29 protein-coding genes are annotated in these 26,620 nt (G+C 29.9%); 16 read left to right on the top strand and 13 right to left on the bottom strand.

Annotation, left to right across the window (positions count from 1 at the left end; all coding sequences use genetic code 11):
• Nucleotides 1–34 precede the first annotated feature (34 nt).
• The 8 genes from M4I33_RS00980 to M4I33_RS00945 all read right to left on the bottom strand — a co-directional run bounded on the left by M4I33_RS00980 (nucleotide 35) and on the right by M4I33_RS00945 (nucleotide 7,076).
• Complete coding sequence (locus M4I33_RS00980) at nucleotides 35–1,201, bottom strand: ABC transporter permease (protein WP_257914882.1); 1,167 nt, start codon at nucleotides 1,199–1,201, stop codon at nucleotides 35–37.
• Nucleotides 1,202–1,203: 2 nt separating this feature from the next.
• Nucleotides 1,204–1,890 carry an ABC transporter ATP-binding protein gene (locus M4I33_RS00975; RefSeq protein ID WP_257914880.1) on the bottom strand — a complete coding sequence of 229 codons (687 nt, stop codon included), beginning with the start codon at nucleotides 1,888–1,890 and terminating at the stop codon, nucleotides 1,204–1,206.
• Between the two features lie 12 nt (nucleotides 1,891–1,902).
• Nucleotides 1,903–2,586 (bottom strand): efflux RND transporter periplasmic adaptor subunit, encoded by a 684-nt coding sequence (locus tag M4I33_RS00970; protein ID WP_257914878.1) that lies wholly within the window; start codon nucleotides 2,584–2,586, stop codon nucleotides 1,903–1,905.
• A gap of 208 nt (nucleotides 2,587–2,794) precedes the next feature.
• On the bottom strand, nucleotides 2,795–3,844 hold the full coding sequence (locus M4I33_RS00965; protein WP_257914872.1) for a PotD/PotF family extracellular solute-binding protein: 1,050 nt from the start codon (nucleotides 3,842–3,844) through the stop codon (nucleotides 2,795–2,797).
• Nucleotides 3,831–4,628, bottom strand: coding sequence for an ABC transporter permease (locus tag M4I33_RS00960; RefSeq protein ID WP_257914870.1), 798 nt, complete (start codon nucleotides 4,626–4,628; stop codon nucleotides 3,831–3,833). The genes M4I33_RS00965 and M4I33_RS00960 overlap by 14 nt, the downstream gene beginning before the upstream one ends.
• Entirely contained in the window at nucleotides 4,622–5,461 is an 840-nt protein-coding gene (locus tag M4I33_RS00955) for an ABC transporter permease (protein ID WP_257914868.1), read from the bottom strand. Before M4I33_RS00955 ends, M4I33_RS00960 begins: the two co-directional genes overlap by 7 nt.
• Nucleotides 5,454–6,509, bottom strand: a complete 1,056-nt coding sequence (potA, locus tag M4I33_RS00950; protein WP_257914866.1) for a spermidine/putrescine ABC transporter ATP-binding protein — start codon at nucleotides 6,507–6,509, stop codon at nucleotides 5,454–5,456. Before potA ends, M4I33_RS00955 begins: the two co-directional genes overlap by 8 nt.
• Before the next feature lie 27 nt (nucleotides 6,510–6,536).
• Complete coding sequence (locus tag M4I33_RS00945) at nucleotides 6,537–7,076, bottom strand: helix-turn-helix domain-containing protein (RefSeq protein WP_257914916.1); 540 nt, start codon at nucleotides 7,074–7,076, stop codon at nucleotides 6,537–6,539.
• Between the two features lie 420 nt (nucleotides 7,077–7,496).
• On the opposite strand from M4I33_RS00945, the gene M4I33_RS00940 reads away from it, so the two are divergent.
• Complete coding sequence (locus tag M4I33_RS00940; RefSeq protein WP_257914865.1) at nucleotides 7,497–8,594, top strand: GNAT family N-acetyltransferase; 1,098 nt, start codon at nucleotides 7,497–7,499, stop codon at nucleotides 8,592–8,594.
• A 16-nt stretch (nucleotides 8,595–8,610) separates the two neighbouring features.
• Here the strand turns inward: M4I33_RS00940 and M4I33_RS00935 are convergent, their stop codons facing one another.
• Together M4I33_RS00935 and M4I33_RS00930 are read right to left on the bottom strand one after the other, a co-directional pair.
• On the bottom strand, nucleotides 8,611–8,928 hold the full coding sequence (locus M4I33_RS00935) for a hypothetical protein (protein WP_257914863.1): 318 nt from the start codon (nucleotides 8,926–8,928) through the stop codon (nucleotides 8,611–8,613).
• Between the two features lie 4 nt (nucleotides 8,929–8,932).
• Nucleotides 8,933–9,280, bottom strand: a complete 348-nt coding sequence (locus M4I33_RS00930) for a YtxH domain-containing protein (RefSeq protein ID WP_257914861.1) — start codon at nucleotides 9,278–9,280, stop codon at nucleotides 8,933–8,935.
• A 172-nt stretch (nucleotides 9,281–9,452) separates the two neighbouring features.
• Here M4I33_RS00930 and M4I33_RS00925 point away from each other — a divergent pair, with 172 nt between their 5' ends.
• Nucleotides 9,453–10,295: a PepSY domain-containing protein gene (locus tag M4I33_RS00925; protein ID WP_257914859.1), complete on the top strand. Its 843-nt coding sequence runs from the start codon at nucleotides 9,453–9,455 to the stop codon at nucleotides 10,293–10,295.
• 25 nt (nucleotides 10,296–10,320) lie between these two features.
• Here M4I33_RS00925 and M4I33_RS00920 read toward each other — a convergent pair whose 3' ends face one another.
• Both M4I33_RS00920 and M4I33_RS00915 read right to left on the bottom strand, forming a co-directional pair.
• Nucleotides 10,321–11,724, bottom strand: coding sequence for a sodium:alanine symporter family protein (locus M4I33_RS00920; protein ID WP_257914857.1), 1,404 nt, complete (start codon nucleotides 11,722–11,724; stop codon nucleotides 10,321–10,323).
• Between the two features lie 254 nt (nucleotides 11,725–11,978).
• Entirely contained in the window at nucleotides 11,979–14,861 is a 2,883-nt protein-coding gene (locus tag M4I33_RS00915) for a transglycosylase domain-containing protein (RefSeq protein ID WP_257914855.1), read from the bottom strand.
• Between the two features lie 98 nt (nucleotides 14,862–14,959).
• Between M4I33_RS00915 and yunB the strand changes: the two genes are divergently transcribed.
• Entirely contained in the window at nucleotides 14,960–15,541 is a 582-nt protein-coding gene (gene yunB / locus M4I33_RS00910) for a sporulation protein YunB (RefSeq protein WP_257914853.1), read from the top strand.
• Nucleotides 15,542–15,665: 124 nt separating this feature from the next.
• On the opposite strand, the gene hpt is transcribed toward yunB, so the two are convergent.
• Nucleotides 15,666–16,193, bottom strand: coding sequence for a hypoxanthine phosphoribosyltransferase (hpt, locus tag M4I33_RS00905; protein ID WP_257914851.1), 528 nt, complete (start codon nucleotides 16,191–16,193; stop codon nucleotides 15,666–15,668).
• Between the two features lie 192 nt (nucleotides 16,194–16,385).
• On the opposite strand from hpt, the gene hflX reads away from it, so the two are divergent.
• From hflX to M4I33_RS00840, 13 genes are all read left to right on the top strand, one after another.
• A complete protein-coding gene (gene hflX, locus M4I33_RS00900; protein ID WP_257914849.1) occupies nucleotides 16,386–18,185 on the top strand; it encodes a GTPase HflX in 1,800 nt (599 codons plus the stop codon).
• A 40-nt stretch (nucleotides 18,186–18,225) separates the two neighbouring features.
• On the top strand, nucleotides 18,226–18,777 hold the full coding sequence (locus M4I33_RS00895; protein WP_257914842.1) for a hypothetical protein: 552 nt from the start codon (nucleotides 18,226–18,228) through the stop codon (nucleotides 18,775–18,777).
• A gap of 72 nt (nucleotides 18,778–18,849) precedes the next feature.
• A complete protein-coding gene (locus M4I33_RS00890; RefSeq protein ID WP_257914841.1) occupies nucleotides 18,850–19,746 on the top strand; it encodes a nucleotidyltransferase domain-containing protein in 897 nt (298 codons plus the stop codon).
• Nucleotides 19,747–19,753: 7 nt separating this feature from the next.
• The gene (locus M4I33_RS00885; RefSeq protein ID WP_257914840.1) at nucleotides 19,754–21,160 is read left to right on the top strand and encodes a PLP-dependent aminotransferase family protein; all 1,407 of its coding nucleotides are present in this window, start codon (nucleotides 19,754–19,756) and stop codon (nucleotides 21,158–21,160) included.
• On the top strand, nucleotides 21,148–21,795 hold the full coding sequence (locus tag M4I33_RS00880; RefSeq protein ID WP_257914839.1) for a YigZ family protein: 648 nt from the start codon (nucleotides 21,148–21,150) through the stop codon (nucleotides 21,793–21,795). Before M4I33_RS00885 ends, M4I33_RS00880 begins: the two co-directional genes overlap by 13 nt.
• A 125-nt stretch (nucleotides 21,796–21,920) precedes the next feature.
• The gene (locus M4I33_RS00875) at nucleotides 21,921–22,658 is read left to right on the top strand and encodes a YebC/PmpR family DNA-binding transcriptional regulator (RefSeq protein ID WP_257914833.1); all 738 of its coding nucleotides are present in this window, start codon (nucleotides 21,921–21,923) and stop codon (nucleotides 22,656–22,658) included.
• A 155-nt stretch (nucleotides 22,659–22,813) separates the two neighbouring features.
• Nucleotides 22,814–23,410, top strand: coding sequence for a hypothetical protein (locus tag M4I33_RS00870; protein ID WP_257914831.1), 597 nt, complete (start codon nucleotides 22,814–22,816; stop codon nucleotides 23,408–23,410).
• A gap of 41 nt (nucleotides 23,411–23,451) precedes the next feature.
• Nucleotides 23,452–23,949, top strand: coding sequence for a GNAT family N-acetyltransferase (locus tag M4I33_RS00865; RefSeq protein WP_257914830.1), 498 nt, complete (start codon nucleotides 23,452–23,454; stop codon nucleotides 23,947–23,949).
• 92 nt (nucleotides 23,950–24,041) lie between these two features.
• Nucleotides 24,042–24,329, top strand: coding sequence for a hypothetical protein (locus M4I33_RS00860; protein WP_257914828.1), 288 nt, complete (start codon nucleotides 24,042–24,044; stop codon nucleotides 24,327–24,329).
• Nucleotides 24,330–24,669: 340 nt separating this feature from the next.
• Entirely contained in the window at nucleotides 24,670–25,422 is a 753-nt protein-coding gene (locus M4I33_RS00855) for a class I SAM-dependent methyltransferase (RefSeq protein WP_257914820.1), read from the top strand.
• 17 nt (nucleotides 25,423–25,439) lie between these two features.
• A complete protein-coding gene (locus M4I33_RS00850) occupies nucleotides 25,440–25,964 on the top strand; it encodes a DUF4825 domain-containing protein (RefSeq protein ID WP_257914818.1) in 525 nt (174 codons plus the stop codon).
• Between the two features lie 107 nt (nucleotides 25,965–26,071).
• Nucleotides 26,072–26,302, top strand: a complete 231-nt coding sequence (locus M4I33_RS00845; RefSeq protein WP_257914816.1) for a DUF1659 domain-containing protein — start codon at nucleotides 26,072–26,074, stop codon at nucleotides 26,300–26,302.
• 35 nt (nucleotides 26,303–26,337) lie between these two features.
• Entirely contained in the window at nucleotides 26,338–26,559 is a 222-nt protein-coding gene (locus M4I33_RS00840) for a DUF2922 domain-containing protein (RefSeq protein WP_194190734.1), read from the top strand.
• Nucleotides 26,560–26,620: the final 61 nt, after the last annotated feature.

Here is a 26,620-nt window from a genome sequence, read left to right as displayed (position 1 = left end):
GCACAAAAAATACCACTTCTTAAGTATAACTTATTTATTCTGAGCGTAAAGCATCTATAGGTAATAATTTTGAGGCTTTGTTTGCAGGAGTTATTCCAAATACTACTCCAACAAATACAGAGAATAGAAGTCCAAAAGATACTACTCCCCAAGATATACCAGAACTTACACCTAAAACTGAGTTAAAGGCTAAGGAACCTAAAACTCCAAGTAATGAGCCGATAATTCCACCGATTAAACTTATAACTATAGATTCAATTAAGAATTGAATAAGAATATCACGTCTCTTTGCACCGAGTGCTTTTCTAATTCCAATCTCTCTTGTTCTTTCAGTTACAGAAACTAGCATTATATTCATAATTCCTATTCCTCCAACTAAAAGTGAGATACCAGCAATAACACCTACAGTTGTTTTCATAGTGTCTTGCATTTGGTAGATAGTATCTAAGATTTGTTGTTGATTTATAAGCTTATAATCTTCTTTATCATCGAAGTTTTTATTAAGCTTGTTTTCAATAGATGTCATAGTGTTATCTATAATAGAATCATCTTTAACATTTAGATACATAGTGCTAACGTAAGGGTTTTTGATTATACGACTAGCAGAAGAGATCGGCATATAGATTTGTTTGTCAGATGCAGTTAAATCTGCACCAGAAGTTTCAAGAATTCCTATAACTTTATACTTTATACCATTTATAGTTATGTGCTTTCCTATAGGGTCTACAAAGCCAAATATTTCTTTAGATATAGTGCTACCTAAAACGCACACCTTTGAATTGTATTTTACATCGACATTTTCTATAAGCCTTCCAGAACTTAATTTCTTATTTTGAAGTGAAAAAAAGTCTTTATCAGTTCCTGTAATAGAAACTGTTTCGTTGTAATTTTCATATCTTACGTTACTTGCACCTGAAACAGATGCAGATACATCTTTTACGTTAGAAAGGTTTTTATATTTTAAGGCATCATCATAAGATAACTGTTCGCCAGGGTCTTTTGATGATATCATAACGCTTATAAGATTTGAGCCTAAGCTGTCTAATTGTTCATTTACACTTGAAGTCATTGAGTTTGCAACAGAGACTAAAAGTGTAACTGATAATACACCTATTATTATTCCAAGCATAGTTAAAAGAGAACGCATCTTGTTTGAAAGAAGCTGCTTAAATGCTAGCTTGAAACTTTGAACTACCCCCATTTTTAATCCTCCATTCCTTCGTATAAAACGCCGTCTTTTATTCTAATTATTCTTTTTGCCTTTTTTGCAACTTCCATATCGTGAGTGATCATAACTACTGTACGGCCTTCTTCGTTTAATGATTTTATTAGATTCATGATATCTTTACTAGTTTTAGTATCTAAAGCACCAGTAGGTTCGTCGCAAAGAAGTATTTCGGGGTTTGTGCAAATAGCACGTGCTATAGCAACCCTTTGCTGTTGACCTCCTGAAAGTTGAGTTGGAAGGTGGTTTGCTCTTTCTTTTAAACCTACCTTTTCTAAAGCATTACGCGCGCGAGTAAGTCTTTCTTTTGAAGATATACCGCTATAGATAAGAGGCAATTCAACATTTTCTAGAGCGCTAAGCTTCGGTAAAAGGTTAAATTGCTGAAAGATAAAACCTATTTTTTTATTTCTGATTTCTGATAATTTGTTATCTGAAAGAGTTAATACGTCAAAACCATCTAATATGTAAGTTCCGCTATCAACTTTATCAAGGCAGCCTATAAAATTCATAAAGGTAGATTTTCCAGACCCAGAAGGACCTACAATAGAAATAAAATCTCCTTTTTGAACAGTTAAGGTTATATCGTTTAAAACATGAAGAGTTTCGTCTCCCATATGGTAAGTTTTATTAACATTTTCTATTTTTATAACTTCGTTTGCCATAATTTTTACCTCCTACTTATTCATAAATGGAGGAGCCATTTGGTTAGAAGTTTTAGCTAAAGTAGGTAATTGTACTTTATCGCCTTTATTTAGACCTTTTGTAATTTCTATATAATCATCGTTATGAATTCCTGTAGTAACTTTGATTTCTTTAGAGTCTTCAGGGTTTATAACGTAAGCTGTTCCATCATCTTTTAAGTTTATAGCTTCTATAGGAACAAATAGAACGTCCTTTTTGTTTTCTGTAGTTATAGTAGAAGTTCCTGTCATTCCGTCTTTAAGACCTTTGATATCTTTATTTAAAGATACAGTGACAGGGTAAGAAGTAACTCCATTTACTACGTTTCCTTTTTCAGATATATCTTCGATTTTACCTTTGTAAGTTTTATCTGGGAAGGCATTAATATCGATATTTACAGTTTGATCTTTTTTTAAGTTAACAACGTCTAGTTCATCTACTGACATTTGAAGCTTTAAATCTTTAAAATCAGGATTTACTTGACTTTTAGGAACAGCAACAGAAGAAGCAGAAACTTGAACTTTAAGGTCTCCTTTTTCTACAGTTGCAGTTTGATAAACGTTAGTGTTTTTATCTTTAGAGTCTTTTGATTTAGAAAGTGCAGCGTAAGACACACCCCCTATAGCAATTACTCCGATTACTACTGTTATTATTATATTTTTTATGCTTTTATTCATTTAAAAACCTCCTAAAATGATTTGCTTTTGTAAATAGTATAAAAGCTATATTAACTAAATATGAACTAATTAATAGTTTAAGTAAATTAATTAAAATTTATTCTAAAAATAATTAAGAAGGAGAATAATTTGTAGAAAATAAAATAAGAGAAGGGGAGAGGAGTAAAGAAAAAAAGGATGTCTTAAATTTAAGACATCCTTTTAGATATTATGAACGAACCTTTATCCAAGCTTGATCATATAATTTTAAAGTTTCAGCATTTAAATCTTTAAATACTACTGATTTTTTTAGTTCTTCTTGAGTTGGGTATTGAGCTTTAACTTCATCTGGAAGCATATTAAATGCATCTGTTATAGGAGTTTGATATCCTATATACTCAACGTTTTTAAGAGCATTTTCGGGTTTACATAAGAAGTTTATAAACTCTTCAGCTTCTGTTTTGTGTTTTGAACCTTTAGGGATACATAAACCGTCAAACCATTTATTAGTTCCTTCTTTTGGAACTACGTATTTTAATTCAGGGTTTTCTTTTATGATATATTGTGCATCACCTGACCAAACAGGGGCTAAAGCAGCGTTTCCACCTATCATAGCATCTTTAACTTCATCTACCATATAAGCTTGAACTAAAGGTTTTTGTTCTTCTAAAGTTTTTCCAGCTGCTGCGATTTCTTTAGGGTTTGTTGAATTCATTGAATATCCTAGCTTTTTTAAACCTATAGCCATAGAATCTCTTACAGAGTCAAACATTATTATTTGACCGCTATAGTCTTTATCCCAAAGGATATCCCAGCTGTTTACTGGCTTTTTAACCATTTCAGGGTTATATACTATTCCAATAGTTCCCCACATATAAGGAACTGAGTATTCGTCTTTAGGGTCGTAAGATAATTTTTTAAATTCATTTCCAACGTATTTGTAGTTTGGAATATTATTAAAATCGATCTTTTCTACTAAGTTTTCTTTAATCATTTTTTCAATCATATAATCAGATGGAACTACGATATCATATTCACTTGAACCACCTTTAACTTTAGTGTACATAGTTTCATTTGTATCGTAAGTATCGTATGTAACGTCAATACCAGTTTCTTGTTCGAATTCTCTTATTAGATCTTCGTCTATATAATCTCCCCAGTTATAAACGTTAAGTTTACGTTTTTCACCAGTATTTTTATCGCCAGCACAACCGGCAAAAAGTCCAACAGCTAATATAGCACTTAATGCTAAAGCACTTAAAACCTTAAGCTTTTTCATTTACTTCACCTCTTATATTTGATTTTCTGTTAACTAGTAGTAGTAAGATTAAAACTACTGCAAACATTATAGTAGATAATGCATTTATTTCAGGTTTAATACCACGTCTTGCCATAGAGTAGATTTCTATTGAAAGATTTGTTACGCCAGGTCCTGTAGTGAAGAAACTTATAACAAAATCATCAATAGACATAGTAAATGCCATTAAAAATCCAGCGAATATACCAGGTTTGATTTGAGGAAGTATTACCTTTCTAAAAGCATAAAAAGGAGTAGCCCCTAAATCAAGTGCAGCTTCTGTAGTGTTTTGAGGAAGCTGTCTAAGCTTTGGTAATACAGAAAGTATTACATATGGTATATCAAAAGATATATGAGCTAAAAGCATAGTATTAAATCCAAATTTAAAGTTAAAGAATATAAATAAACTCATAAGTGCAACCCCAGTAACTATATCAGGGTTTAAAATTGGAAGATTATTTATATTTAGAAGAAGCTTTCTTTTACTTCTTCTCATATTGTTAATTCCGATAGCTGTAATAGTTCCAACTATAGTTGCAATTACAGATGCTATTAAAGCTATTAAAACAGTGTAATATAGAGCTTCCATCAATCTAGCATTTTGAAATAATTTCTCGTACCATTTTAAAGAGAAGCCTCCCCATTTACCCATTGATACAGAATCGTTAAATGAATAAACCATTAAAGTAACAATAGGTGCATATAAAAACACAAAAATAATTCCAAGATAAAATCTTTTAATAAATTTTTCGATTCCTCTTACCATATATGAGCACCGCCTTCTTCGTTATCATCATCAAATCTTGACATAATAGCCATAGAGATAAGAATTATAATCATAAGCACAATTGCAAGAGCTGAACCGAAGTTCTTATCGCTCATTGTTGTGAATTGTTGTTCTATAACATTACCTATAAGCATTTCTTTTCCGCCACCTAAAAGTTTTGGTATAACGAAAGTTGATACAGCAGGCATAAATACCATAGTTATTCCTGAAATTACACCAGGAATACTTAAAGGGAAAATTACCTTTGTAAATATTTGCTTTTTAGTAGCTCCTAAATCAGAAGCTGCATTTATAAGGTTTTGATCCATTTTTGATAAAACAGTATAAATAGGTAATATCATAAATGGTAAGAAGTTATAAACCATTCCTAAAAGTGTAGCTGCATCCGTATATAAAATTTGAACAGGTGCAATTCCAAACACATTAAGTAAGCCGTTTAATATACCGTTTCTTCCAAGAATAGGAAGCCAAGCGTAAGTTCTAAGTAAGAAGTTCATCCACATTGGTAGTATAAAAAGCATAATAACTATATTTCTTTTTCTTTCGTCCATTTTTGAAATGATATATGCAACTGGATATCCTAAAACTAAACAGATAGCAGTTGAGATAAATGCAAGCCAAACTGAACGGATATAAATTTCTGCATATTGCTTTTGAAACATTCTTTGGAAGTTTTCAAAAGTGAAGCTGTAGCCACTTCCTGAATCTTTAGTAAAACTAAAGAATAATACCATAATCAGAGGAACAATTATAAAAAGGGCAGACCATACTATATAAGGATAAGCTGCAAAGCTTCTTCTCTTACTATTCATTGTCAGGTACCTTTTCCATAACGTGTATGTCTTCAGGGTATATATCTAATCCAATAACTGAACCTTCCTCTGCTGATTTAGTATTGTGGATTAGCCATTCTTTTTCAGAGTTTTCAAGTTTAACAACCATCTCATAATGAACACCTTTAAAGATTACTGAAAGTACAGTTCCTTTAAGCATTCCTTTTTCTTTTGGAACCATCTTTAAATCTTCAGGTCTTATTACAACTTGAACTGGAGTATTTTCACCAAAGCCTCCGTCTACGCACTCAAAAGTAGTTTTTAAAAACTCAACTTCGTAATCTTTAATCATAGTAGCATCAACTATATTACTTTCACCTATAAAGTCTGCAACAAAGGCATTACTAGGTTCGTTATATATATCTTGAGGAGTTCCCATTTGTTGGATTTCTCCTTTGTTCATAACTACTATAGTATCTGACATAGTAAGTGCTTCTTCTTGGTCGTGAGTTACAAATATGAATGTAATTCCAAGTCTTTGTTGAATATTTTTAAGTTCTAATTGCATCTCTTTTCTAAGTTTAAGGTCTAACGCACCTAAAGGCTCATCTAGAAGTAAAACTTCAGGTTCATTAACAAGAGCACGAGCGATAGCAACCCTTTGTTGTTGACCTCCACTTAAAGAATCTATCTTTCTTTTTTCAAAGCCACTTAAAGCAACTAATCTAAGCATTTCAGTAACTTTTTCATCTATTTCTTTTTTTGATTTCTTTTTTATTTTTAGTCCAAAAGCTATATTTTCATACACGTTCATATGAGGAAATAAAGCATACTTTTGGAAAACTGTATTTACTGGTCTTTTGTAAGCTGGAAGATCTTTAATATCTTTTCCTCCAAATAAAACTTCACCATTATCAGCTGTTTCAAAACCTGCGATTATTTTAAGAGTAGTAGTTTTACCACATCCACTAGGTCCAAGTAAAGTTAAAAACTCATTTCTCTTAATATTTAAATCTAAGCACTTTAATACCTCATTATCTCCATACGTCTTCTTTATACCTTTTAGCTCTAAAATATTATCGTTCATATTGAAACACCTCTTTCTAACAAATAACTAAAATGATGGGGGAGTACTTATCCAAATAATCTTCGCCATCGTTTTTCCTGGATTAGATATCCAGTGGTTATATTTTGGTTTAAAGTAAAAGGATTCTCCTTTTTTTACTTTATAGTTTTTATCACCTAAGTGAAGAATAATACTTACGTTTAAGACATATCCAAACTCTTCACCTTCATGGGGTTCTTCCTCCATGTATCTACCACCTGATTCTAAAGTAAGCATAATTGGTTCCATTTCATTTTTCTGTGCATTTGGAACTAACCATTTAAGCTTGTACTTTAATTCATCATTTTCAGTTTCGAACATATCATCAGGGGAGTAAGTAATTCTTTCCTCGCCTTTTTCACTAAAGAATTCAGTTAAATCTGAACCTAAAATTTCTAAAATATCAACTAAGGTTGCTATTGATGGTGAGGTTAAGTCGTTTTCTATTTGAGATATGAAACCTTTAGATAATTCACATCTATTTGCTAATTCTTCTTGAGTAAGGGCTTTAGCCACTCTAAGGCTTCTTATTTTTTCTCCGATTTCCACCAAATATTCACCTTCCTAACATAAATATAAGTTTTACTAAACTAAAAGTTTAAGTTTACTAAACAAACACAATAAATTATAATGATTTTCTTAAAAAAAATCAATATATTTTTAGAAAAAAGTTTTAAAAATATTCCTCTTAAAGATAAGCAGATAGAGGAGTCTAAGAATTATGTTATTATATGGGTTTAATAAAAACGAAAAAAAAGTTTAGAAATACTAAGGATTATAAAAAAGTTTAAAATGTACAAAATTAACTATTTATCAGTAAAAAGAGAGTTATCTAAAAGAAATAACAAATCTAATAAATAAAAGTAATATTAATGTATAGAAAACATGTACATTTATTTGTTATAATAAAATAAGGATTATGGTATAGAGAAATTTAGTAAAAGGGCATAGTTTTGGAAGGTGGTAATTATGTTACAGAATAATAATCTGTATAGAAGAAATGGAAAAAAGGTATATATAAAGCAACCGGAATTTAATGAGATGAGTTTTGTTAAAGAGTTATGGGCGGATAAAGAAACAATGGAAGGAATAGGGGGAGTTTACGACTTTTCTAGAAACAAGTGGGAAATGTTTTATAAAAAGATGGTTTCTCCAACTGACGGTAAAAACTTTTATTGTTTAATTTATAATTACAGAGATAAGCCTGTAGGAGAAGTTAGCTTTCATGGTTATGATTCTTCTACAAGTGTTGCACGTTTTAATGTAAAAATATTAGCTAGTCAAAGGAAAAAAGGTTTTGGAGAAGAAGCTGTTAGATTACTTTTAGAGTATTACTTCCAAGAATTTGGTGGAAAAATAATTATGGATAACATAATAACTGATTCTGGTGTAGAACTTGGGAAGAAATTAGGTTTTGAGGAAATTAGAAAAAATGCTAATAACAGCATTACTATGAGAGTTTCAAGAGATACATTTTTAAGAACAGAAAAGTGTACTAAAACGAATATAGAAATTCTTGTAACATCTGATATGAACATATTAGATTACACTATGCCAATAGAAATTTTCAAAAAAGCAAATAAGATAATGGGAAAAGAAATTTTCAATATAAAAAGTATACCTATGGAAGAAACTATAAATAAAGAATCGGAAATATATTATAACTTAAGTAATGAAAATAAAGAAAATCCAAATATTCTTATAATTCCAAGTGGTGCAAAGAATAATATATACAAAAATAAAGATTATATTTTAGATTATATATTATCAAGATATAATGAATGCGACTTTATCTGTGCTATAGAGGAAGGGATTACTTGTTTAGCATTATGTAGAGAACTAGATGGAATGCTTATACCAAAGGGAGAGTGGATTAAAAGTATAGAATCTACTTATATAGAAAACTGTAGAGAAGTAAATAAAAATTTTACAGATAACGGAAAGATAATGTTAAGTACTAACATTATGGGAAGTTTAGAACTTTATCTAAATTTAATCAAAAAAGTTGGTGGAAGAGACTTAGAACAAAAAATGGAAAAAGAAATAGGAATAAAAAATAAGAGCTAGAATTTAATTCTAGCTCTTATTTTTTAGAAAATGTTGAAACTATAATAGAAACTATATCTTTAACAGTATCTATATGACTAGTTAAGTTATCTTTCATAACTATAGCTTCAGCTGTAGCTTCTGTAGCTACATTGCTGATATCTTTAACATTATCTGATATATCTTTTGTATTTTTAAGTGTGCTATCTAGGTTATCTTTATTATCTTCAAGCAATTTGTTTACGTTTGTTAGTACTTTTAATAGTTTAAATAAAACAAGAATTAAAACTATTAAAGCTACTATTCCAAGTATTGCAAGTAAGATATCAAATAGCACAGAAACATTTATATACATAAAATTATACCTCAGTTGTTTCTTCTACTTTTTCTTCTTCACTTACATTTTCAGTATTTTCTTTTTTTGAATCTAAATAATCTTTGATTTTAGCTTTAGCTTCGTTAAGATTGTTCTTTGTAGTTTCAGTAGCTTCTATAGCTTTAGCTTTAACTTTATCTGAAACTTCGTTTGCACAACCTTTGATATCATCTCTAGTTTCTTTTCCTGATTTTGGAGCGAATAATATTCCGCTTATTGCACCTAGTGCAGAACCAGCAGCTAACCCAATCGCTACAGTTTTAGCTTTCTTTCTGTTTTCTTTTCTAGCTTTTTCTCTCTTTTTTTGTTCTATTAATTTTGATAAATTCATAATAAAACCTCCCATCAATTTTATATGTAATATTTATTATCTCTATTATAACCTAGCAAAATAAAAATTAGTTAAATAAATGGTACATTTAAAAAAATATTCATACTATTCCAAATTTTTATTGTATAGTGTAAAATTATATTAGACAATCTGTGAAAAAATAGGAGGAAATATGAAGAAGGAAACTAAAAACTTTTTAGGGATTTTAGTTATAGTTTTACTTATTTGTTTAATTGTTACCGTAATTAACAACAAAGATGGTACAAATAGTAAGGAAGTGAAGATAGCTAAAAATTTTATAAGCGAATTATCTAAAGAAAAAATAATTCAATCTGATTATAAAGAGAATACAGATTTCAAAGTTACAATAAAAGATGATAAAGAAAATGATAAAAAAATATATGAGTTAGACAATGAAACTTTTATGGTGAAAATAAATGAAAATTATGAAGTGATTAACTTCGTAGATAAGATCAAATCTTCTAACATTAAAAGTATATCAGAAGAAGAAGCTATTAAAATAGCTAAAAAATACATAAAAGAAATAGACGATTCAGATTATAAATTCGATAAAGTGATAGAACAAACTAGAAAAGATTCTGTATCGTATTATTCTATAAGTTTTAAAAGGTACGACGAGGGATATCCTTACTTTTCGTCAGATGTGATTTTAAATATAGATAAAAGTAATGGTAAGCTTGAAGGTTACCTTAATAATTCAGGTAAGACTAAACACGGTAAAGTAAATATAAAAATATCAGAAGATGAGGCAAAAGAAAAATGCTTAAAAGCTTTTAATAGTATGTTAAAAGATGGAAAGGTTATAGATAAAGTTTACTTAGCTTACGGAGAAAGCAGAGAAAACTTAGAGAATTTAGAACTTTCTTATATAGTAAATGTAAAAGGAAAATTAGAAACTGGTGAAGAAAAGCAGTTTACATATTTTGTGTCTGCAAGTTCTGGTGAAATAATTAATAGTTTTAGTAATAGAGTAGAAGAGATTAAGAGTAAATAAAAAGGATGCTTAAAGCATCCTTTTTTTAATCCCACTCAGTTGTGTTTTTAAGTCCTGGTATATTTGAAGCTTTGAAAATAGGATCTTTTATTCCCATTTTCTTTTGCTGTCTGTAGTCATCTAATACTCTAAATGCAATATTACCAAGTAATGCTATTGCAATTAAGTTAACGATAGCCATTAAGCCCATGAATACATCAGCTAGGTTCCAAACAATTTGTAAGTTAGCGATAGCGCCTAAGAATACCATAACTACAACAAACGCTCTGTAGATGAATAGGTAAACTTTCTTTTCTGTTAAGAACTCTATGTTAGATTCTCCGTAGTAGTAGTTACCAACAATTGAACTGAAGGCAAATAATAATATACAAACTGCTATAAATGTGTTACCCCAAGATCCGACTTGCGCACTTAAAGCGTTTTGAGTTAATTGAATTCCTTCAAATGGAGAATTAAAGTAATCTACACCTGATAAAAGAATTATAAAAGCAGTACAACTACAAATTATAATAGTATCTGTAAATACTCCTAAAGTTTGTATTAAACCTTGTTTTACAGGGTGAGAAACTGTAGCTGTTGCAGCAGCGTTTGGCGCACTACCCATACCAGCTTCGTTTGAGAATAATCCTCTCTTAACACCGATTAAAACAGCACCACCTAAAGTACCACCTGCAAATTCTTTTATACCAAATGCATTTTCAAATATTAATGCAAATACTTTTGGTAATTCAGTTATATTCATTATAATTATAAAAAGTGCAACTAGTATGTAAGCTATAGCCATTATTGGAACTAAAACTTCTGAAACTTTTGCAACCCTTTGAACTCCACCAAAAATTACGAATATAGTAACTAAAGTTAAAAGTACAGCTACTACTATTTTATCAACACCGAATGCTGAGTTAAAAGCACTTGCAATAGTGTTTGATTGAACTGAGTTAAATACTAGTCCAAATGATATTGTAATTAAGATTGAGAAGATTACACCCATCCATCTCTTTCCTAAAGCTTTTTCCATGTAGTAAGCAGGTCCACCTCTAAATGAACCGTCAGGGTTCTTCTCTTTGTAAACTTGAGCTAAAGTTGACTCAACAAAGCTTGAAGCTGCACCTATAAGTGCGATTAACCACATCCAAAAAATAGCACCAGGTCCACCTACTGATATTGCAATTGCAATACCTGCTAAGTTTCCTGTACCAACTCTTGAAGCTGTACTTATACAGAAAGCTTGGAATGAAGATATTGTACCTTTTTCTTTTTTGCCGCCAATACCGTCACCTAATAATCTGAACATTTCTTTTATGTATCTAAACTGGACGAATTTAGTCTTCCATGTGAAATATACGCCTAGTACTAATAGCATTGCTATAAGTATATATGTCCATAAAAAGTCGTTAAATGATGTAATGATATTATTAATTATGTTCATAATTGCCTCCTCTAAAAATTTTATTATTTCAATAGTATCTAAACACATTTTATAACAAAAAAAGTAAAAATGCAAGAAAATACTACAAAAACTTCAAAGCTATAAAAAAATATAGCATAATTAGTTAAAAACAAGGAAATACTAAGTAGTTATGCAAGAAGTGATTTATGATTATTCATAAGGAAGAAAAATAAAACACTGCTACTATTATTGTAGCAGTGTTTTATGAAGAATTAATGTAAATTCAGTGAAAACTAATTAGCTTTTGGTGGGTTATTTGGAGTTTTTGGAGGAGTTACGTTTGTGCCTCCAGCTGTTGTTCCACCAGTTGGTGGAGTAGTTTGCGGAGGAGTTTCTCCAGTTCCACCTGTAGAAGGAGGATTTGTATTATCTCCAGTTTCAGGTGGTTTTACATTTTCATCTGGCTTATTATCTTTGTTTTCATCTGGTTTTTGTTCATCTTTTGGTTTTTCTGGTTCTGCTGGTGCAGTTGTGTTATCTTGCGAAGTCGGAAGATAGAACTTGCTATCTAAAGCTCCCATATAAGGATTTGGACAATTAATAAATATTTTATTAGTTAATAATCCCGAAGGAGTATTAGGACCTGCAAGCATACCGTTTGCTGAGTTTACTTTTGCGCTTACGTGAGTTTCACAGTAGCTAGTAGGCTCAGTTCCAGCTATAAATAACTCGTTATAAACTCCTCTTGTGTATTCGCCACCTTGAGCGTTTTTACAAAGGTCAGTAGCTAGTTCACCAGATACGCTACAGATAGGAACTTCAACTATACCAGAAGGTCTTTTTATATCTGTAGTACTTAAGCCTTCGTTAGCGTAGCTCATGATTTTACCCCAAATGCTAGCAGCAGTTGAACTGTTTCTTCCAGCTGGAAGCATTTTGTTATCATCTCTACCGAACCAAACAGCTCCGCTATAGTGAGGAGTAAGTCCTGCAAACCATAAATCTTTACTGTCTGTAGTAGTACCAGTTTTACCAGCTACAGGCATTGAACCGAACTTAGCTCCACCTGCGTTGTAGCTTATAGGACCTTTCATCATATCGTAAACTATATAAGCTGCTTGAGGTGAAAGGATTTGTTTAGATTCTTTTTTAGATTCTAAAATAACTTTACCAGAAGCATCTTTAACTGTAGTGTATAATCTAGGTTTTACGTATTTACCGTCATTTCCAAAAGTACCTAAAGCAGCAGCCATAATATAAGGGTTACCACCGTCTATATCGTTAGGATCGTTATTAAACTGACCTAAGGCAGTTGCTGACATTGTATTTTTTGATTCTTTATTAAATTTAAGTCCGAACTCTTCACCGTAAGAAGTACCAGTTTCAGGGCCTACTTTAAGCTCTGTTAAGTAAGCACCAACGTTACTTGAATACTTAAGTGAGTCACGAAGCGGAATAAGACCTTTATATTGGTCTGGTGAGTTCTTAGGACTAAAGTGGTAAACAGATTTTGGAATAGGAGCATCGTAAATTGTGCTACCTGCTGTCATAACTTTAGTATCTATAGCAGGACCGTATACTGTAAGAGGTTTTACAGCAGAACCTACAGGGTTTAAAGCTGTATAAGCTCTATTTAGTGATTGAGCTCCTTGCTCGCCTCTACCTCCAACCATAGCTACAACTTCACCTGTTTTGTAATCAATAACAGTTGCGGCAGCTTGAACTAAAGGTGTTCCATCTTTATCAACTTGATCGTAACCTGCTAAATTAAAGTTTGAATAATTATTAAGAACTTGTTGAGTATGTTCTTGTAAATCTTTATCCATAGTAGAGTGAATAACTAAACCACCAGTTGAGATTAAAGAATTAACTTCTTCATCGCTGTACTTGTATTTAGCTTTTAAATCAGCTTTAACTTGATCTAAAGTTGCATATAAGAAATCTTCGTGAGGTAACTTATATGTTTTTTTAGAAGATTTAAATTTAAGTTTTCCATTATCTAAATCTTTTATTGCTTTATCGTATTCTTCTTTTGAAATAAAGCCAAGTTCATTCATTTTAAATAAAACAGTTTTAGTTCTGTTTAGATATCTTGAAGGATCTTTTTTAGCGGCTTCAGTAAAAGGACTGTAAGCTGTAGGTGCTTGAGTTATACCCGCTAAGAAAGCACTTTGTATAAGATTTAAATCTTTTGCTGGTTTGTCAAAATACATTTCTGCACCAGCTCCAGCACCGTAAGCTACTCCCCCTACAGGGTAAGAGTTAAGGTATGCTGTTAAGATTTGATCTTTAGTAAGTGATTTTTCAAGTTCTAAAGATAGGTACATCTCTTTGACTTTTCTTTCGATTGATTGTTCGTTAGTTAAAAGTGTATTTTTAACTAATTGTTGAGTAAGAGTAGAACCTCCTTGAAGGCCACCCTTTCCAGTTAGTTTATATACTATACTGTGAAAAGTTGCACCTAAAAGTCTTTTAGGGTCAACGCCGTGGTGGTCGTAAAACCTTTCATCTTCAATTGCAACTATTGCATTTTTTAAGTTTTTCGGAATTTGATCTGATTTTAAAGGTGTTCTGTCCTCTTTACTGTTAAGTTGAGTCCAGTATTTATCGTTTCTATAAGTAAATTTAGCTGTTTGTTCGTTTGAAAGAACTTTATTTACATCTACAGGTGGAGTGTTTTTGATTATTGCAATTACAAAACCTAAACCTACAACTATAGAAGCTAAAAATAAGAAAAGAGCCGATAAACCTATCCATTTAAAAACTTTCTTTTTTCCTTTTTTAGTTTTTTTGCCTTTAGTAGAAGTTTTACTTTTAACTGAAGGCGGCTTTTTTGTATTATTCATAGACTTTTCCTTTGCTTTCATTGAATTATCTTGAGGTAGTTTAGTGGAAATATCTTTTGTACTTTCAGAAAGTGTATTTTTAGTTTCTGCTATGTTTTTATTTTTTGCAGAACTTTTTACGACCTTTGAAGTATTATTTGGAAGTTTAGTAGGAGAGTCCTTTTTAGTAAATTTAATTTGCTTTGATTGGGTATTTTTTTTAGATGCTTCTTTTAAAGGACTTTTTTTAGTACCTTTAGTATTTTTCTTTTTTGAGGTACTATTTTTAAAAGCTTGGCTTTTGCTAGATTTCCTACTATTCTTTCCCTTAGAGTTTTTCCTACCTGCCATCTTTCCCTCCCAATTAAATTTTAAATTAATAAATATAATTATTCATTATAGCATAATTATAATATGACTAGAATAATAACTCAATATAAAGGTGAAATATGGATTACTACACAAGACCTAAACGAAAAAATAAAAAATATAAAAAGATTATACTATTAAGTATCGCCATATTTATTATTTTTAACTTAATAATATTAGTTTTTGATAAAAAAGTTATGCCATCAGTTTTAGCTATATCAGAGACTACTATGAGAAATGAAACTATAAAAATAATAAATGAAACTACTCTTGAAGTTTTTAATGAGGAGTTTGGTGATAATGGTATAGTACAAATTTCAAAAGACTCTAAGGGTAATATTTCTTTAATTCAAGCAGATACATTAAAAATGAATAAATTAAGTGCAGAAATCGCAACAAGATGCAATAAAAAATTCGAAGAATTAGGTGAAAATGGAATAGAAGTTCCTTTAGGATGGATGACAGATAACAGTGTATACTATAATTTAGGTCCGATGATAACTATTCAAATGGAGCCACTTGGAAACATAGAAACATCCTACGAAAGCGCCTTTGAGGGAGCTGGGATAAATCAGACAAGGCATAAGATTTATTTAAAGGTAAAAGCTAGAATAAAGATAATTATTCCAATGTATAGTGAAGAGATAGAAGTACAAGCTTAAGTACCACTTTCAGAAGTTATAATAGTAGGAAATATTCCTGATACTGCAATAGACTTTGGTGGTGGAATAAAAACAACTGCAAAATAAAATGAGATGTTTATTTAAACATCTCATTTTTAAATTACTATTTAGTTTCCCAGTTAAATACGTAAGGAATATTTCTGTAGTGATCTCCGTAATTTAATCCGTATCCTACAACAAATAAATCTTCTATTTCAAAACAACAATAGTCTGGTGTTAAATCTACTTTTCTTCTTGAAGGCTTATCTAAAAGAACACAAGTCTTAACAGAAGCTGCACCTAATTTTTTTACGTGGTTTACTACGTATTCCATAGTGTATCCAGTATCTACGATATCATCTACTATTAATACATCATATCCTTCTATGTTATCTGGAATATCATTTACAACTTGAACGTTACCTGTGCTAGTTTCGCTGTGTCCGTAGCTTGAAGTAGTCATAAATCCTATTTTAGCTTTAGTATCTATGCTTCTAACTAAATCAGCTGCATAAATAAAGCTTCCTCTTAATAATGAAAGAACATAAAGATTTTTATCTTTATAATCTTCTGTTATAACTTTTCCTAGTTCGTCAATTCTGTTTTGTATTTCTTCTTTTGAAAAAAGAATATTACGCTTATTATTTTCCATTTAAATTCCCTCCAAGTAATATTATGTATAAGTATTTATGTATTAAATTTTTCTATAGATTAATAATATAAAAATACTGTAAATTAAGACAAAAATCAAGTCTTATATTTTCTGTGATTGTTTACTTTTAAACTTTAATAGAGTAGAATTAAAGGCATTCAGAATAGTTTTTTATTAATCGAGGTGATATTAATGATACATGGAAATATAGAAGGTGTTAAAAATTCAGTTTTAAGTGAACTTGAAGACTTATATAAAGTAAAGGTACTTAAAGACGAAGTTTGTTCAGATGGAATTATAGACACCATTTCAAGATTATCTAGTCAAATTGAAAGGGAAATAAGTGTAGCTATTGATAGAAAAGGTAAAGTTCAATCAGTTGCTATAGGTGACTCTACTTCAGTAGAACTACCACTTTTAGATATAAATGAAAAGAGACTTTCAGGAGTACGTGTGATTCACACTCACCCAAACGGATTTAGTAACCTTTCAGCACTAGATTTAACTGCGCTTTTAAAATTAAAACTTGATGCGATAGTTGCAATAGGAGTAAAAAATGGAGAAGCTTTTGATTTTTCTTTTGCTAATTTAACTGTATATAATGATAAATTAGTTTTTGAGGAAATGAACAACATAAGCTTTAACGAATTATTTTCTATAAATATATTAGATAGAGTAAGACATGCAGAAAGTCTTATTAAAGAAAACGAAGTAGAAGAAGATTTAGGAGAAAAAGCTATCCTTGTAGGTTCTGATACTAGAGAAAGTTTAGAAGAACTTAAAGAACTTACAAAAGCTTGTGAGATTCCTGTTATTGATTCAGTTTTTCAAGGTAGAAGCAAAATAGACCCTGCCTTTTATATAGGAAGAGGAAAGGTTTTAGAGATAGCGCATCTTAGACAAACAGAAAGAGCTAACGTAATTATTTTTGATGACGAACTTTCAGGTTCACAAGTTAGAAATTTAGAAAATGCAATAGGAGCTAAAGTTATAGATAGAACTACTCTAATCCTTGAAATCTTTGCTAGAAGAGCAAAAAGTAGAGAAGCTAAGATTCAAGTAGAACTTGCACAACTAAAATATAGAATGAGTAGACTTACAGGTCTTGGAACTGTGCTTTCAAGAACTGGAGGAGGTATAGGAACTAAAGGTCCTGGAGAAAAGAAATTAGAAACAGATAGAAGACATATAAGAGAAACTATATACGACCTTAATCAAGAGCTTAAAAAGGTTAGAAAAAATAGAGAAATCCAAAGAGAGAAAAGAAACAAAGAAAGTATACCTAAAGTATCTTTAGTAGGTTACACAAACGCTGGTAAATCAACTCTAAGAAATACTTTATGCAGTATTGCAGCTGCAAAAGATAACAGAACTAAAGAAGATGTATTTGAAGCTGATATGCTTTTTGCAACTTTAGATATCACAACAAGAGCTATTATCCTTAAAAACAAAGGGCTTATAACTTTAACTGACACTGTAGGATTTGTTAGAAAATTACCTCATGACTTAGTTGAAGCTTTTAAATCAACTTTAGAAGAAGTAATTTATGCAGATTTACTTTGTCACGTAGTTGATGCATCAAGCGATGATGCCTTAGAACAAATAAAAGCAGTTGAAGAGGTTTTAGCTGAACTTGGAGCTATAGATAAAGAAACTATTTTAGCTTTAAATAAAATAGACAAAATAGATAAAGAAAAGTTAGAAGAATTAAAATCAAAGATATCATATTATGATGACATAATAGAAATTTCAGCAAAAGAAGAAATTAATATTGACGGTTTATTAAATGAAATCGAAGAAAAACTACCTTATAGCCTTAAAAAGTGTGAATACATCATTCCTTACGAAAGAGGAGATGTGGTGTCTTTACTTCATAGAAGCGGAAGAGTTTTAGAAGAAGAGTACGTTGAATCTGGAACTAAATTAACTGTTGAAGTGGACGACGAAGTTTACAATAAAACTAAGGAATATATAATAAATATATTAAACTAGAATATAAATAAAAGTAGAAAGTATTCTAGGAGGTGGGAGTTTGAGTGATACTACGAACATTGGAAATGTGTCTAATCCTATAAATGACGCAAATCTTTATAATGCACAGCAAGAATTAAATGCAATCAATAACGGTAGTGATATAGTTGATGTAAATCTCCCATCTCAAAAGGCAAACACCTTTAGTGAAGCAGAGCAGCTTTTAGCTAAGTTAAATGCCGATGTTTTAGAACTAGATACCATAAAAGCTGGGCTTAGTTCTTTCAACATAAATCAAGACGAGAAATTCTTTTATGAAAGAAAAGTTAAGCCTTTAGTTGATATGATTTATTTTATGGCTTTTGCATCAAACAGTATAGCAACCTCAGCTGATAATATGCAAAAGAATACATACGGTAAAAAAAGAGAAATAAGGCATGCATTAGAACTTAGCCATGATATGAATAATGAAATAGAGTGCCTTTTTAAAACTCTAAGAAAGAGGGCTGAGATCTTTAGAAAAGGAATTGAAGAATCTATAGCACTTGGAGAAACTATTCACGGAACAATAGAAAGTGACGGTATAGATGATTGTGGCTCTAAAACCCCTTGAATTTTCAAGGGGTTATTTTTAAATTGTGAATATTTTGTTATAATAAACTAAAAGAAAGGCGGCGTGAAAAATTTGAAAGAAGTTATAGTTAATTACCAAACTGCATTTAACAAAATTTTAAGTGACCTATCCTCAAATGAAAATGTAATTTCTGTGTTTGCTTTTGGAAGTATAGTAACAGGTGACATTTGGGAAGGGTCTGATATTGATTTATTTGTTGTATACAAAAATGAATTTGGAAAAGTTAAGCATTTGCATTCAGAAGTTTTTGATATAGCTGTACATATGAAAGTTTTAAGTAAAGATAGCTTCTTATATTCATATCTAAACGAAGGGAAAAATAGTATAGCTTCAAAAATATTAAAAAAATCAAAATTAGTTTTATCAAGAGACAACGAAATAAAAGATGTTTATAACAAATCTAAATACATATTCGATGATAGAAACGAAGAAGATAATATGCTTTACTTAGGAGTTCTATTAAAAGAAATAGGAGTTTGTAAAAAATATTTAAGCAACGAAGGTATTTGCACAGCTTTTGAAGTTCTTATAAAAGCTTTAAATAATTATGCAAAGCTTTATTTAAACGTTAATGGTTATAGAGAAACTAAAGATGCTATAAGCATGGTTATGAATTTAGATAAGGTTTTTGAAAAATGCATATTACTCCTTATAGAAAATGAAATAACATCAAAAGAGATTGAAAGAGTAATAAGATATTTAGAGTACTATATTAACGATAATATAGTAACTATTGCAGGGCCTATAATTAAAGAAATAAGAGAGTCAAAAGAGCCTATGAGCACATCTGAAATTCAAGATGCGTTATATCCTTTTGGTGAAAAAATCAAAATGCAATTTATATTAAAAGAACTTAGTGAACTTGGAATTATAAATAAAAAATTCAGAGAAACTAAAGATTCCTCTGGAAGCGTAATAATAAGTGAAGTAGTCTACAGTTGTAGATAGGAATTATATGATAGAAGAAATTATAAAAGTTCAATTTAAAGAAGATACACCAAAATATAAATGCATTGGACTGAAGATAAAAGAACTTATAGATAAAAACATTATAAAAGATGGCGAAAAACTGCCATCTATAAGAGAACTTAAAGAAGCTTTAAATGTAAATAAAGTTACTATTATTAATGCTTATAATTATTTATTAAACAAAGGATATGCCACTTCTAAAATGGGAAGTGGCACCTTTGCAAAAAGAAGTGACGGGCTTACTAAATTTAGAAATATTTATAGTAGAGGTTTTAAGGTTTTAAACGAAGGCTTTATAGATTTTACAGGAGAAACTACAAACGAAGTTTTATTTCCTATAAAGGATTTTAAAAATATCATAAACAAAGTTTTAGATAGGGACGGGGAAGAGGTGCTGTTAACCCAAGATACATTAGGCTACGAGCCACTTAGAAAGACTATAAATAATGTGTTTTGGGATAATACTTTAAATACAGAAGATATATTAATAGTATCAGGTGCACAACAAGGAATAGATATAGCCTCAAAATCTTTATTAACTGTAAATGACAACGTTGTTGTAGAAAAGCCAACTTACGGGGGAGCTCTTTCTGTTTTTAAGTGGAAGAGAGCTAATATTTTTGAAGTTCCTATAGAAGAAGACGGTATAGATATAGAAAAATTCGAAAGAATACTTAAAAAAAATAAAATAAGTTTATTTTATACTATGAGTTATTTTCAAAACCCTACTGGTGTTTCTTATAGTTTAGAAAAAAAGAAAAAGATATTAGATTTAGCAAGTAAATATGATTTTTATATTATAGAAGATGATTATCTTTCAGAACTTATCTACGAAGAGAGTTTAGAATATATTCCTTTTAAGTATTTAGATAGAGAAGATAGAGTTATCTATATAAAGAGTTTTTCTAAGATATTCTTACCTGGAGTTAGGCTAGGTTATATAATCCCTCCAAAGGTTTATCACGATAACTTCTTTAAAGCAAAATTTAATACTGATATTTCAACTGCAAGTTTGATGCAAAGAGCGCTAGAATATTATATTGCAAATTGTAATTGGAGAGGAAATATCCACACTCTTTCTGTAGAATATAAAAAAAGATATAACCTTATGGGAAAACTCATAAAAGAAGAATTAAAAGACTATATAGATTTTAAGATGCCAAGCGGGGGACTAAATTTTTATCTAAGACTAAAAAATGATAAAATGTCTTCAAGGGAGTTATACTTTAAACTTAGAAAAAGAAACGTATTTATAACTCCTGGAGTATTATTTTTTAGAGATGCAGATGAAGGAGATTTAGCTTTTAGGATAGGTTTTTCTCAAACTGATGAAGAAAAAATTATCAAAGGACTTAAAATCATCAAGGAGGAATTAGATAAATGGCATATATAACTATTAGAGATAGAGGGGAAGACAGCTTTGAGGAAAAGAAATCAGAGTTTATAGGATATGCTAAAAGGGTAGAAACAGAAGAAGAAGCAAAAGAATTCGTAAACGAAATAAAAAGTATGCACAAACAAGCTAGACATAACTGCTGGGCTTACGTTATTGGAGAAAATTACGGAATTCAAAGATATTCAGACGACGGAGAGCCTCAAGGAACAGCAGGAATCCCTATTTTAGAAGTTATGAAAAAGCAAGGGATAACTGATTGCTGCGTAGTAGTAACTAGATACTTTGGTGGGGTTTTACTTGGTGCTGGAGGGTTAACTAGAGCCTACACAAAGGGAGCTAGTATAGCTGTTAAGGATGGGGGAGTAGTTGAAAAAGTTAAAGGAAGTAAGGTTTCTATAAGTATAGATTATGATTTTATAGGAAAGATACAATACCTTTGTGGTCAAAATAATTGGCATATAGAAGACTCAGAATACACAGACAAAGTAGTAGTTCATATATTTGCTGAAAATTCTATAATAGAAACTATAGAAAAAGAAGTTACAGAAGCTACAAACGGGAAAGCATCTATAGAAAAATCAGAAGAGGGAATCTACTTTAAAGAAGAAAATAGATTGTATAAAGCTATTTAAATTGTAAAGAAACTATAAATACAAGCTAATTTCTTGAAGAGGAATTAATTAATATGATATAATTTTTAAAGATTTATAGAATTTTTAATAATTTATTTAAATAGATAACATGAGGAGGAATTAAGATGTCAGGACATTCAAAATGGCATAACATCCAAGCCAAAAAAGGTAAAATGGATGCAAAAAGAGGAAAAATATTTACTAAAATCGGAAAAGAACTTATGGTTGCGGTTAAAGAAGGCGGTCCGAGTCCTGATTCTAACGCTAAATTAAGAGATATCGTGGCAAAAGCAAAAGCTGCAAACATGCCAAATGATACTATATTAAGATCAATTAAAAAAGCATCAGGAGAGATGGGTTCAGTAAACTACGAAAAGAACGTATACGAAGGATACGGACCATCAGGAGTTGCAGTTATAGTTGAAACTCTTACAGATAACAAAAACAGAACTGCAGGTAACGTAAGAAGCGCCTTCACTAAAGGTGGCGGAAATATGGGTACTACAGGTTGCGTTGGATTTATGTTCCAAGAAAAAGGAGAAATCGTTATAGAAAAAGGCGATTTAGACGAAGAAGAAATAATGATGATGGCTTTAGAAGCTGGAGCAGAAGACTTCCAAGCTGAAGAGGACGTATTCGTTATCTACACAGAGCCAGCAGCTTTCGGTGAAGTTAGAGAAGCTTTAGAAGGAAACGGTTTAGAATTCTTAGAAGCAGGAGTTAAAATGATTCCAGACACAACTTCAGAAATAAATGAAGATGATGCCAAGAAATTCCAAAAGATGTTAGACTTACTTGAAGACGACGATGACGTTCAAGAAGTTTACCACAATGCTGAATTCCCAGAAGGATGGGAAGACTAAAAAATAAAATTAGTTTAGTAGCTATTTTTCAAACCGAATTTGTGAATAATTTGGTTTGAAGAATAGCTTTTTTTATTAGCAAGAAGTTTATCTAAACATATTATAACTTGAGGTTGAAGATAAATCTTCAAGTATTAAATCTGTTAGGGGTAAAAATGAGGTTAGTTAGTATAATCTTAGTTTTTATACAGACGTTTATAGGTTATAATACAAAAGAAGTAAAAATAGATAAGCTAATAAATTTAAACTATAGTAATGTTATAGATAGGTTTAATCACTATGAGTATAAAAAAATGAGTGAATATGATATTTTATTTACAGAGGATGTAGTAGAAGCGTATGTGAAAAATGGAAATACAGATAATTGGGATTTTGATGTAATAGGTTTATGTAGTTATAAAGAAAAGATTATTTATATTGATACTAATTCTGTAGATAACAAACCTAGTGACATTATGTTACATGAGTTTGGTCACGGATTAGATTACAGTTTTGAAAAAGATAAGTATATCTTTTCAAGTCATAATGAATTTGAAAAATATATTAAAAAGTATAAAGATATAATTTTTCAAGAGGAAAATGGTTATAAAAATGATAGCTGGTATGCTAATTATTTCAAAGAGGATCCTATAGAATTTTTTGCAGAAACGTATATGTTATATAAAAATAAAAAACTATTATCTATAGATTGTGATGCGTATTATGAGTTTGAAAAAATTTTTGATTTAGTTTTAATAGATAATAATCCATAAATAAGAGATTAAGGAATAAACATAGTTAAGGAGAGGTTAAAGTGGGAGTAAATTTAAGAAAAGTTAAAATAGGTGATGAAAAAACATTAGCATTTATCCAAACAGAGTCTTGGAAGCATGCTTTTAAAGATATTATATCTAAAGAGGATTTAGAGGAATGCACTAATATAGATAAAGCTATAGAAATGTATAAGTCTTTATTAGAAAAAGAAATAGGAAATGGATATATTTTATTTATTGATGATAAGGCTCATTTGATGGCGTATTTCGATGAGGCTCGTGACAGGGAAGTAGAAGGCTTTGCAGAACTTATCTGTATTCACAGTTTAAGGGAAAACTTGGGAAAAGGATACGGAAAAGTTATGATGAATCATATCTTAGCTGAGGCAAAGAATCAAGGATTTAATAAAATTTATCTTTGGGTTTTTGAAGAAAATAAGAGAGCTAGAAGATTTTATGAAAGTTTCGATTTTAAAGAAACTGATAACAAAAAAGAGTTTTTAAATGCTACTGAAATAATGTATCTAAAAGAATTATAAATATTAAAGATATATAGCTATTCTAAAAAGGTTAAGGATTAAATATATTAATTATAAAAGAAGAGAGTAATTTATAATTATATGGAGGAAAAATGGACGTTTATTGGATAGCTATTGGAGTTGCTTTAGGGATATTTGCTATGGTTAGTAGTGATTTAAAAAGATTATCTGAAGAGGTAAAAAGAATGAATTACATACTAGAGAGAGTATCTTTAAAAGAAAATATCAAAGAAGAAATAAAAATCGAGATAGATAAAGAAGTTAAAGATTTATTAGGTAAAGGCAAAAAATACAAAGCAATTAATAGATATAGAATTCTTTCTGGGAAAGACTATAAAGAAGCTAAAGATTATATAGATAATTTTAATTTAGAAACATAAAATTAAGTTTAATTAAAGATGCTAATATGCGAAATGTATATTAGCATCTTTTTGAATTAAGGATATAAATTTAAAATATGGTATAATATACTAAATGAAACTTACCAGGGATTTGGGTTTGAAAATAATATAGAAAACGGATTTTATAGATTAGTTAAATAGAAAAATAATATTGAAAGTGGGTGAAATCTCTTTATGGGAAATAAGCGAATTAAATACTTGGTGCAGTTTTAAATCTTGATAGTAGGTTGCACTAAGATAAATAATAATTTAATACTATCAAAGAAGTTTAGCTGCACCAATTTATTAGATTAATAATTTAAGAAAAGGGGAAGCAGTAATGAATAGAGAAGAATTAAAAAATTATTTAAAAAAAGAAGAAGGATTAAGCTTTAAGGGGTGGGACTTTTCTCATCTAGAAAATAGATGGGAAGAAGAAAAGCTACCTTGGGATTATGAAAGCATATTAAAATCTTATTTAAAAGATGATTTTAAATTATTAGATATGGGAACTGGAGGCGGAGAATTTTTGCTTTCTTTAAATCATCCGTATAAAAACACTTCAATAACTGAAAATTGGGAGCCAAACGTAAAACTTTGCAAAGAAAAACTAAGTCCTTTAGGGATAGGGGTATTTGAAGTTTTAAGGGATGATGAATTACCATTTGAAGATGATACATTCGATTTAATAATAAATAGACATGCTTCCTTTGATTTAAAAGAGGTTTATAGAATATTAAAGGCAGGTGGAGTATTTATAACTCAGCAGGTAGGAGGGAAAAATAATGAAATCTTATCTAAAAGGTTAACAAAAGGATTTAGACCTAAATATTCTAATAACAACTTAAAAAATGTTTTAAAAAAAGCAGAGGATAATAATTTTGAAGTTATATTAGGGAAAGAATTTTATCCTTATTTAAGATTTAAAGATTTAGGGGCTTTAGTATATTTTGCAAAAATAATCGAGTGGGAGTTTCCGGGATTCTCAGTTCAAAATTCCTTTGAGGAGTTAGTAAAACTAAATGAAGAGATTGAAGAAAAAGGGTTTGTTTATAGTTTAGAACACCGATATATAGTAGTTTTAAAAAAATAATTATTTAGGGGGAAATAATGAATAGAAAGTATTTAAAATTATTAAACTTATTTTTAGGATTAATTTTAGTTATTGGTATGGTTGGGTGTAATTCAAACACAGATACAAATTCAGGTACGAATTCAGATTCAAATGAAATTAAAGAAACAAAACTAGACTTTGATAAATTACTTAAATACAAAGATTCTTATATAGGGGATAATTCAGCAGTTTCTAATATAGTATATAATTTACCAGGGTGTAGTTATAATACTAAAATAGAATTACAAACAACGAATGAACCTTATGAGTTAAATTTAAGCTATAAGAAATTTAAGTATTTAGAAGTAGACCTTGGTGAAGGTGAAAAGGTAAAGCTAGGGTTTGACGATATTTTAAGAAAAGATGCATATATTATTTTTTCTTTAGTTAACAATGTTTCTATAATAAACTTTAATATTGATGGTAAGGATAAAATAACTTACAAAAAAGAAGATATAAAAGAGGATTTAAAAAGTATTATAAAAAGCGAAGAATCCTTGAAAAATTTTATTAGTAAGTAGAAAGAGAGTGGCGTTTTGCCACTCTCTTTTTATTTATAAAAATTATACCATTTTTTATAGTTAACTAACATCTTTGCATATTTAGTAGATGAAAGGAGTTGATAGATATGGTATCAAAAATAGTTAATGGAGCAAACTTAAAAGTTTCTTATTTAAAGGGGCAAAATGAAAGTGGGAAGGATATTATTAAATCTCAAAGATTTAGTAATCTTAACCTTTCAGCTACTAAAGAAGGGCTTTATGCTGTAGCTTCAGAGATTGCAAATTTAATAGCATTTCCGTTATCAGAACTTGCAGTTGAAGAAGATAGTGTTCTTTTAGAAGAGCAAGAAGCGTAAGAGAAAAAAATATATTTAAAAGGGGGAGAAATTATATGAGAGAAAAGACTTTAGTTATGGGATTTGAAAACGAATCGGGAAAAAAATTTAATTTAAGGGTTAGAGAAATTAAAGTAGACCTAACTAAAGAAGATATTAATAGGGCTATGGATGCTATAGTTAGTAACGATGTATTTGTGACAACTGGCGGCAAGATAGTAAAAAAACTTGAAGCTAATATAGTTTCAGAAGAAACTACTGGAATAGAGATAATTTAACAGTATTGTTAAAAGTTTTTAGTTGTTGTTATGTTAATATATTCCTATAGGGGGATTGAAT

It is taken from the genome of Clostridium sp. LY3-2 (assembly GCF_024705715.1).
Lineage (GTDB): Bacteria > Bacillota > Clostridia > Clostridiales > Clostridiaceae > Clostridium.
This window is presented reverse-complemented; position numbering and strand designations above follow the sequence as displayed.

What these genes read in the sequence shown, in the direction of transcription:
- M4I33_RS00980 (WP_257914882.1), bottom strand. Translation starts at nt 1,201, where the DNA reads ATGGGGGTAGTTCAAAGTTTCAAGCTAGCATTTAAGCAGCTTCTTTCA.
- M4I33_RS00975 (WP_257914880.1), bottom strand. Translation starts at nt 1,890, where the DNA reads ATGGCAAACGAAGTTATAAAAATAGAAAATGTTAATAAAACTTACCAT.
- M4I33_RS00970 (WP_257914878.1), bottom strand. Translation starts at nt 2,586, where the DNA reads ATGAATAAAAGCATAAAAAATATAATAATAACAGTAGTAATCGGAGTA.
- M4I33_RS00965 (WP_257914872.1), bottom strand. Translation starts at nt 3,844, where the DNA reads ATGAAAAAGCTTAAGGTTTTAAGTGCTTTAGCATTAAGTGCTATATTA.
- M4I33_RS00960 (WP_257914870.1), bottom strand. Translation starts at nt 4,628, where the DNA reads ATGGTAAGAGGAATCGAAAAATTTATTAAAAGATTTTATCTTGGAATT.
- M4I33_RS00955 (WP_257914868.1), bottom strand. Translation starts at nt 5,461, where the DNA reads ATGAATAGTAAGAGAAGAAGCTTTGCAGCTTATCCTTATATAGTATGG.
- potA (WP_257914866.1), bottom strand. Translation starts at nt 6,509, where the DNA reads ATGAACGATAATATTTTAGAGCTAAAAGGTATAAAGAAGACGTATGGA.
- M4I33_RS00940 (WP_257914865.1), top strand. Translation starts at nt 7,497, where the DNA reads ATGTTACAGAATAATAATCTGTATAGAAGAAATGGAAAAAAGGTATAT.
- M4I33_RS00935 (WP_257914863.1), bottom strand. Translation starts at nt 8,928, where the DNA reads ATGTATATAAATGTTTCTGTGCTATTTGATATCTTACTTGCAATACTT.
- M4I33_RS00930 (WP_257914861.1), bottom strand. Translation starts at nt 9,280, where the DNA reads ATGAATTTATCAAAATTAATAGAACAAAAAAAGAGAGAAAAAGCTAGA.
- M4I33_RS00925 (WP_257914859.1), top strand. Translation starts at nt 9,453, where the DNA reads ATGAAGAAGGAAACTAAAAACTTTTTAGGGATTTTAGTTATAGTTTTA.
- M4I33_RS00920 (WP_257914857.1), bottom strand. Translation starts at nt 11,724, where the DNA reads ATGAACATAATTAATAATATCATTACATCATTTAACGACTTTTTATGG.
- M4I33_RS00915 (WP_257914855.1), bottom strand. Translation starts at nt 14,861, where the DNA reads ATGGCAGGTAGGAAAAACTCTAAGGGAAAGAATAGTAGGAAATCTAGC.
- yunB (WP_257914853.1), top strand. Translation starts at nt 14,960, where the DNA reads ATGGATTACTACACAAGACCTAAACGAAAAAATAAAAAATATAAAAAG.
- hpt (WP_257914851.1), bottom strand. Translation starts at nt 16,193, where the DNA reads ATGGAAAATAATAAGCGTAATATTCTTTTTTCAAAAGAAGAAATACAA.
- hflX (WP_257914849.1), top strand. Translation starts at nt 16,386, where the DNA reads ATGATACATGGAAATATAGAAGGTGTTAAAAATTCAGTTTTAAGTGAA.
- M4I33_RS00885 (WP_257914840.1), top strand. Translation starts at nt 19,754, where the DNA reads ATGATAGAAGAAATTATAAAAGTTCAATTTAAAGAAGATACACCAAAA.
- M4I33_RS00880 (WP_257914839.1), top strand. Translation starts at nt 21,148, where the DNA reads ATGGCATATATAACTATTAGAGATAGAGGGGAAGACAGCTTTGAGGAA.
- M4I33_RS00875 (WP_257914833.1), top strand. Translation starts at nt 21,921, where the DNA reads ATGTCAGGACATTCAAAATGGCATAACATCCAAGCCAAAAAAGGTAAA.
- M4I33_RS00870 (WP_257914831.1), top strand. Translation starts at nt 22,814, where the DNA reads ATGAGGTTAGTTAGTATAATCTTAGTTTTTATACAGACGTTTATAGGT.
- M4I33_RS00860 (WP_257914828.1), top strand. Translation starts at nt 24,042, where the DNA reads ATGGACGTTTATTGGATAGCTATTGGAGTTGCTTTAGGGATATTTGCT.
- M4I33_RS00855 (WP_257914820.1), top strand. Translation starts at nt 24,670, where the DNA reads ATGAATAGAGAAGAATTAAAAAATTATTTAAAAAAAGAAGAAGGATTA.
- M4I33_RS00850 (WP_257914818.1), top strand. Translation starts at nt 25,440, where the DNA reads ATGAATAGAAAGTATTTAAAATTATTAAACTTATTTTTAGGATTAATT.
- M4I33_RS00845 (WP_257914816.1), top strand. Translation starts at nt 26,072, where the DNA reads ATGGTATCAAAAATAGTTAATGGAGCAAACTTAAAAGTTTCTTATTTA.
- M4I33_RS00840 (WP_194190734.1), top strand. Translation starts at nt 26,338, where the DNA reads ATGAGAGAAAAGACTTTAGTTATGGGATTTGAAAACGAATCGGGAAAA.